This is a genomic window from Streptomyces sp. NPDC056948, from assembly GCF_042674225.1.
In the GTDB taxonomy this organism is placed as follows: Bacteria; Actinomycetota; Actinomycetes; order Streptomycetales; family Streptomycetaceae; genus Streptomyces; species Streptomyces purpurascens.
On the sequence record NZ_JBHUQX010000498.1, the window covers coordinates 1 to 6,163 of the forward strand.

Here is a 6,163-nt window from a genome sequence, read left to right on the forward strand (position 1 = left end):
GCTCGCGGGCGGTCGCCATCGCGTGTTCGGCCTCCGTGCGGGAGGCGTACGGCCCGAACCGGTCCTTGTTGGGGCACTCCGGCCCCTCCTCGACCTTCTTGTGCTCCAGGCAGTAGTACCACTCACCCGGCTTGCCGACCGTGCGCTTCTTGAACAGGGCCATGACCAGCTCCTCTCGCCATCGACATGTTCCCCCATGGGCGCTGGTTAGACTCGCTGGCATGTCTGGCCAGTCGCTGCTCGCACCGGGGGAGCTGTCCCCCACCCGTCCCGTGCCCGGAAACATCCGTCGCCCCGAGTACGTCGGCAAGCCCGCGCCGACGCCGTACACCGGACCGGAGGTGCAGACCCCCGAGACGGTCGAGGCGATGCGCGTCGCCGGCCGGATCGCCGCCCGGGCGATGGCGGAGGCCGCGAAGCTGATCGCCCCGGGGGTGACCACGGACGAGCTGGACAAGGTGGCGCACGCGTATATGTGCGACCACGGCGCCTACCCCTCGACGCTGGGCTACCGCGACTTCCCGAAGTCGCTGTGCAGCTCGGTCAACGAGGTCATCTGCCACGGCATCCCGGACTCCACCGTCCTGCGCGACGGCGACATCATCAACCTCGACGTGACGGCGTACATCGGCGGCGTGCACGGCGACAACAACGCGACCTACCTGGTGGGCGAGGTCGACGAGGAGTCGCGGCTGCTGGTGGAGCGGACGCGGGAGTCCCTCGACCGCGCGATCAAGGCGGTCCGGCCCGGCCGGCAGATCAACATCATCGGCCGGGTCATCGAGTCGTACGCCAAGCGCTTCGGCTACGGGGTGGTCCGGGACTTCACCGGCCACGGCATCAACAGCTCGTTCCACTCGGGCCTGATCATCCCGCACTACGACAGCCCGCACGCGACGACGGTCATCCAGCCCGGGATGACGTTCACGATCGAGCCGATGCTGACGCTCGGGACGCACGAGTACGACATGTGGGACGACGGCTGGACGGTCGTGACGAAGGACCGCAAGCGGACGGCCCAGTTCGAGCACACGCTGGTGGTGACGGACACGGGCGCGGAGATTCTCACGCTGCCGTAGCACCGCACGCACATCGTCGAACGGCCCGCTCTCCTCGGAGGGCGGGCCGTTCCTCATGTCCGCATGCGTCCGCATGTTTTTACCGACGCCGGGTCGGGAAGTTTACCGACAACAGGTCGGCAAAGCTATTGACTTAGGTTAGCCTAACCATAGAAAGTGTCGCCATGGAATCCTTCTCGACCCTCATTCGGACCGCTTCCCGAGAGCAGCACGAGGAGGTCAGGGGCTCGACCTTCATGAGCGACCTGCTGGGGCACAAACTGGGCGTCGACGCGTTCGCGCGCTACACGGAGCAGCTCTGGTTCGTGTACGGGGCGCTGGAGTCGGGGGCGGCGCGGCTGGCGACGGACCCGGTGGCGGGCCCGTTCGTCCGCCCGGAGCTCTTCCGTACGGCCTCGCTGGAGCAGGACCTGGAGTATCTGCGCGGCCCCGGCTGGCGGTCGGGGATCAGCGCGCTGCCCGCCACGCTGGAGTACGCGGAGCGGATCACCGAGTGCGCCCGCGCCTGGTCGGCCGGCTATGTCGCCCACCACTACACCCGCTACCTCGGCGACCTCTCCGGCGGGCAGATCATCCGCGACACGGCCGAGAAGGCGTGGGGTTTCACGAAGAAGGGCGACGGGGTCCGCTTCTACGTCTTCGAGCAGATCCCCAACCCGGCCGCCTTCAAGCGGAGTTACTGCGCTCTGCTGGACGCCGTGCCCGGTGACGAGCTGGAGCGGCAGCGGGCCGTGGCCGAGTGCAAGCGGGCGTACGCGCTGAACAACGCGGTGTTCCAGGCGCTGGGCGAGGAGTTCCCGCTGTCGGCGTGAGCCCGGCGGCCACCGCCTGGTTCAGCGCTCGAGGTGCACCCGCCCGCCGACCTCGGTCCACCCGCCCGGCTGGGGCGCGGTCAGGAGCTGGGAGCCGGCGCCCTGGGTGATGTTGAGGGCCCGGCCCAGCCGGTCGGTGAGCAGCAGGGCGGCCGCCCCGGTCGCCTCGTCCTCGTCGATGCCGTCGCCGCGGCCGGGGAAGGCCCGGGCGCGGACCCGGCCGGCGGGCTCGTCCTCCCAGGCCCAGGCGTAGACCCACTCCCCCGGCGGCGGCACGGCCAGATCGTCGACCTCGGCGGCGCTGCCGTACTGCCGCAGGGTGCGCGGCGGCACCCACTCCGCCCGCGCCTCGATCCAGCAGAACTCCCCGTCCTGCCGGGCACCGGCCACCCCGGCGGGGACGACCAGTTCGGGCACGTCGAGCAGCCACGCCGTCCCGACGCAGGGATGCCCGGCGAAGGGCAGCCGCAGGGTCGGTGTGTAGATGTCGATCACGCCGCGCTCGGGGTCGTCGACGAACACGGTCTCGCTGAAGCCGAGTTTCGCGGCGAACTCCTGCCGCTCGCTCTCCTCGGGCATCACCGAACCCTCGCGAACGACCCCGAGTTCATTGCCGTATCCGCCGCGCGGCCCGCAGAAGACACGGAGTACGTCGTAGTCAGTCACGAGGGCAATTCTGCCTTGAACCTTTCCACCGCCACGACGACCGACAGAGAGCGCAGGTAAGGCTGGATGACCGTACTGGAGAGGCCCACCACGAGCGCCCCGGCCGAGAGCCCGCCCCGAAGACGCCGTACGACGACGTGGCTGCTGACCGCCGGACTGCTCGCCGCCCTGCTCGTCCTGGTCCCGGTCGCCGCCGGCACCGGCGCCTATCCCGTCCCGGTCGGTGACGTCCTCGCGTCCGTGCAGCACCGGCTGGGGCTGGGCGGCGGGGAGCTGGACCGGGTGGCCGAGTCGGTGCTGTGGAACGTACGGTTCCCGCGGATCGTGCTGGCCCTGCTGGTCGGCGCCTCGCTGGGCTGCGCGGGCGCGCTGATGCAGGGTGTGTTCGGCAACCCGCTCGCCGAGCCGGGTGTCATCGGCGTCTCCTCCGGCGCCGCGGTCGGCGCGGTCGGGGCGATCGCCCTCGGTGTGAACGTCCTCGGCACCTGGACGGTGTCCGTCTTCGCCTTCGCCTCCGGCCTGGTGACGGTTCTGCTCGTCTACGCGATGTCGCGTTCGGGCGGCCGTACGGAAGTGGTCACGCTGATTCTCACCGGCATCGCGGTGAACGCCTTCGCGGGGGCGCTGATCGGCCTGTTCCTCTTCTTCGCGGACACGGCCGCGGTCAACCAGATCACCTTCTGGCAGCTCGGCTCGCTCTCGCAGGCGACCTGGCCGAAGGTGCTGGCGGTCCTGCCGTGCGCGGCACTCGGCCTGGCGGTCGCGCCCCTGTACTCCCGCCGCCTGGACCTGCTGGCCCTCGGCGAACGGCCCGCCCGGCATCTGGGCGTGGACGTGGAGCGGCTGCGGATCGTGCTGGTCCTCGTCATCGCGCTGCTGACCGCGGCGGCGGTGAGCGTCTCCGGGATCATCGGGTTCGTGGGCCTGGTGGTCCCGCACCTGCTGCGCATGCTGGCGGGCCCCGGACATCGCTTCCTCGTCCCGGGCAGCGCGCTGTTCGGCGCGCTCGTCCTGCTGGCGGCGGATCTGACGGCGCGTACGGTCGCCGCGCCCGCCGAACTCCCCCTCGGGGTGCTGACGGCTCTGCTCGGCAGCCCGTTCTTCTTCTGGCTGCTGCGCCGCACCCGGCGCCGACAAGGAGGCTGGGCGTGATCCGCCTGCGTACCCGACGTCCCACTCCCCCTGCCCCGCCCACGCCCGGCGACGTCCTGGCCGAGGCCCGGGGTCTGCATGTCCGGCTCGGGGCCCGCGAGGTGGTCAAGGGGGTCGACCTCACGGTCCGCGCCGGTGAGGTCCTCGCCCTGGTCGGCCCCAACGGGGCGGGGAAGTCCACCCTGCTGAACGCCCTGGCCGCCGATGTCCCGGCCGCCGAGGGCGTCGTACGCGTCCACGGCCGCCCGGCGGCGGACTGGCCCGCGCCCGATCTCGCCCTGCGCCGGGCGGTCCTGCCGCAGTCCGCGGCGCTCTCCTTCCCCTTCACGGTCGAGGAGGTCGTCCGCATGGGCCGGGCCCCGCACGCCGCGTCCCCCACCACGACCCCGGCCGACGACGACCGGGCCGTCGCCGAGGCCATGGCCGCCACCGAGGTGACCGGCTTCGCCACGCGCCCGTTCTCCGCGCTCAGCGGCGGCGAGCGGGCCCGGGTCGCGCTGGCCCGGGTCCTCGCCCAGCACGCCCCGCTCCTGCTGCTCGACGAACCGACCGCGGCGCTGGACCTGCGGCACCAGGAACTGGTGCTGCGGCTGTGCCGGTCAAGGGCGCACGCCGGTGACGCGGTGGTCGTGGTGGTGCACGATCTGGGGCTCGCCGCCGCCTACGCGCACCGGGTCGCGCTTCTGTGCGCCGGTCGCGTCGCGGCGGACGGTCCGCCCGCCGAGGTCTTCTCCGAACGACTGCTGACCGAGGTCTACGACCAGCCCGTCGAGGTCCTCCCGCACCCCCGGACAGGAGCGCTCCTGGTGACCCCCCGGCGGGAGCCTTGACCTCTCCTTGACTCATTCATGACGGCGATTTTGAGCCACTCAGGCATCCTGATGTGGCCCTTAGGTGAGCCTCACCTTCCTTTCTCTGGAGCCCTCATGCGACCCGCCAGACCCGCTTCCCTCGTGATCACCGTCGCGGCGGCCCTGACCGCCGTCACCGGCTGCACCGAGAAGAGCAACGCCAAGGACGGCGACCACGTCGTCCACGTCACGGCGACGGACGACAAGTGCGAGGTGTCGAAGAAGGAGTTCCCGGCCGGGCACGTCGAACTGGCCGTCGAGAACAAGGGTTCCAAGGTCACCGAGGTCTACGTCCTCTTCCCCGACGACCGCGTGGTCACCGAGCGGGAGAACATAGGCCCCGGCACCAAGCAGCGCGTCACCGCCGAGGTGAAGGCCGGCGACTACCAGATCGCCTGCAAGCCCGGCATGAAGGGCAAGGGCATCCGCCAGGCCGTCAAGGTCACCGGCGGCAAGGCCGTCCAGCGCGACCCGCGCCTGGACAAGGCCGTGGCGGCCTACCGCGCCTACGTCCAGGCCCAGGCCGACGAGACGCTGCCCAAGGCCGAGACGTTCGCCAAGGCCGTCAAGGACGGCGACCTCGAAGCCGCGAAGAAGGCGTACGCCCCCTCCCGCATCGGCTGGGAGCGCACCGAGCCGGTCGCCGAGTCCTTCGGCGACATCGACCCGAAGGTCGACGTCCGCGAGGACGGCCTGGAGGACGGCCAGGACCCGGCCACCGACTGGACCGGCTGGCACCGCCTGGAGAAGGCCCTCTGGCAGGACAAGAAGATCGGCGACCGCGAGAAGGAACTCGCCGGCACGCTCATCACCGATCTGAAGGACTGGCAGAAGCGGGTCGGCAAGGCCGAGATCACCCCCACCTCCATGGCCAACGGAGCCAAGGAACTCCTCGACGAGGTCGCCACCGGCAAGGTCACCGGCGAGGAGGAGCGCTACTCGCACACCGACCTGGTCGACTTCAAGGCCAACGTCGAGGGCGCGCAGCAGTCGTACGAGCTGCTGAAGCCGGTCGCGAAGGAGAACGACGCGGCCCTCGTCACCGAACTGGACAAGCAGTTCACGGCGCTGGACAAGTTGCTCGACCAGTACCGCCCGAACACCACGTCGTACGACTTCACCTCGTACGACAAGGTCGGCAAGGCGGACCGCAAGGAGCTGTCGGACGCGGTGAACGCCCTCGCGGAGCCGTTGTCCAAGCTCGCCGCCGCGGTCGCGAAGTAGCGGGACACCATGACGGACACCAACACACCGCCGCCCCCCTCCCGCCGTTCGCTGCTCGGCTGGGGCGGTGCGGGCCTCGCGCTCGGCGCCGCCGCGGCCGGCGGAGCGGTCGCGATGGCACGCGGCGACGACGAAGCCCCGGCCGCTGCCGGGGCCGCGGTTCCCTTCCACGGCACGCACCAGGCGGGCATCGCCACCCCGGTACAGGACCGCCTGCACTTCGCCTCGTTCGATGTGACGACCGACGACCGCGCGCAGTTCGTCCAGTTGCTGAAGGACTGGACGGAGGCCGCCCGGCGGATGACGGCCGGGCACCCGGTGGGCGGGGGCGCCTACGGCGGCCTGCCCGAGGCGCCCCCGGACGACACGGGCGAGGCCC

General features: G+C 71.2%; 7 protein-coding genes. 6 read left to right on the top strand and 1 reads right to left on the bottom strand.

Annotated elements, in window-relative coordinates; translation table 11 throughout:
• Positions 1–221: 221 nt before the first annotated feature.
• Both map and ACFTZL_RS39355 read left to right on the top strand, forming a co-directional pair.
• Positions 222–1,079: a type I methionyl aminopeptidase gene (gene map / locus ACFTZL_RS39350; protein WP_382593637.1), complete on the top strand. Its 858-nt coding sequence runs from the start codon at positions 222–224 to the stop codon at positions 1,077–1,079.
• 164 nt (positions 1,080–1,243) lie between these two features.
• A complete protein-coding gene (locus tag ACFTZL_RS39355) occupies positions 1,244–1,891 on the top strand; it encodes a heme oxygenase (biliverdin-producing) (protein WP_382593640.1) in 648 nt (215 codons plus the stop codon).
• 21 nt (positions 1,892–1,912) lie between these two features.
• Here the strand turns inward: ACFTZL_RS39355 and ACFTZL_RS39360 are convergent, their stop codons facing one another.
• Positions 1,913–2,557 carry a PhzF family phenazine biosynthesis protein gene (locus tag ACFTZL_RS39360; protein WP_382593643.1) on the bottom strand — a complete coding sequence of 215 codons (645 nt, stop codon included), beginning with the start codon at positions 2,555–2,557 and terminating at the stop codon, positions 1,913–1,915.
• A gap of 66 nt (positions 2,558–2,623) precedes the next feature.
• Between ACFTZL_RS39360 and ACFTZL_RS39365 the strand changes: the two genes are divergently transcribed.
• The 4 genes from ACFTZL_RS39365 to ACFTZL_RS39380 form a co-directional block, all read left to right on the top strand.
• Entirely contained in the window at positions 2,624–3,709 is a 1,086-nt protein-coding gene (locus tag ACFTZL_RS39365; protein WP_382593646.1) for a FecCD family ABC transporter permease, read from the top strand.
• On the top strand, positions 3,709–4,539 hold the full coding sequence (locus tag ACFTZL_RS39370) for a heme ABC transporter ATP-binding protein (protein ID WP_382593655.1): 831 nt from the start codon (positions 3,709–3,711) through the stop codon (positions 4,537–4,539). The genes ACFTZL_RS39365 and ACFTZL_RS39370 overlap by 1 nt, the downstream gene beginning before the upstream one ends.
• A gap of 96 nt (positions 4,540–4,635) precedes the next feature.
• Complete coding sequence (gene efeO / locus ACFTZL_RS39375) at positions 4,636–5,784, top strand: iron uptake system protein EfeO (RefSeq protein ID WP_382593649.1); 1,149 nt, start codon at positions 4,636–4,638, stop codon at positions 5,782–5,784.
• Positions 5,785–5,793: 9 nt separating this feature from the next.
• A partial coding sequence (locus tag ACFTZL_RS39380; protein ID WP_382593652.1) for a Dyp-type peroxidase domain-containing protein occupies positions 5,794–6,163 on the top strand: 370 nt, incomplete at its 3' end.

Bases quoted from the DNA above. Each gene is read 5' to 3' on its own strand.
- map (WP_382593637.1), top strand. From the start codon at position 222: ATGTCTGGCCAGTCGCTGCTCGCACCGGGGGAGCTGTCCCCCACCCGT.
- ACFTZL_RS39355 (WP_382593640.1), top strand. From the start codon at position 1,244: ATGGAATCCTTCTCGACCCTCATTCGGACCGCTTCCCGAGAGCAGCAC.
- ACFTZL_RS39365 (WP_382593646.1), top strand. From the start codon at position 2,624: ATGACCGTACTGGAGAGGCCCACCACGAGCGCCCCGGCCGAGAGCCCG.
- efeO (WP_382593649.1), top strand. From the start codon at position 4,636: ATGCGACCCGCCAGACCCGCTTCCCTCGTGATCACCGTCGCGGCGGCC.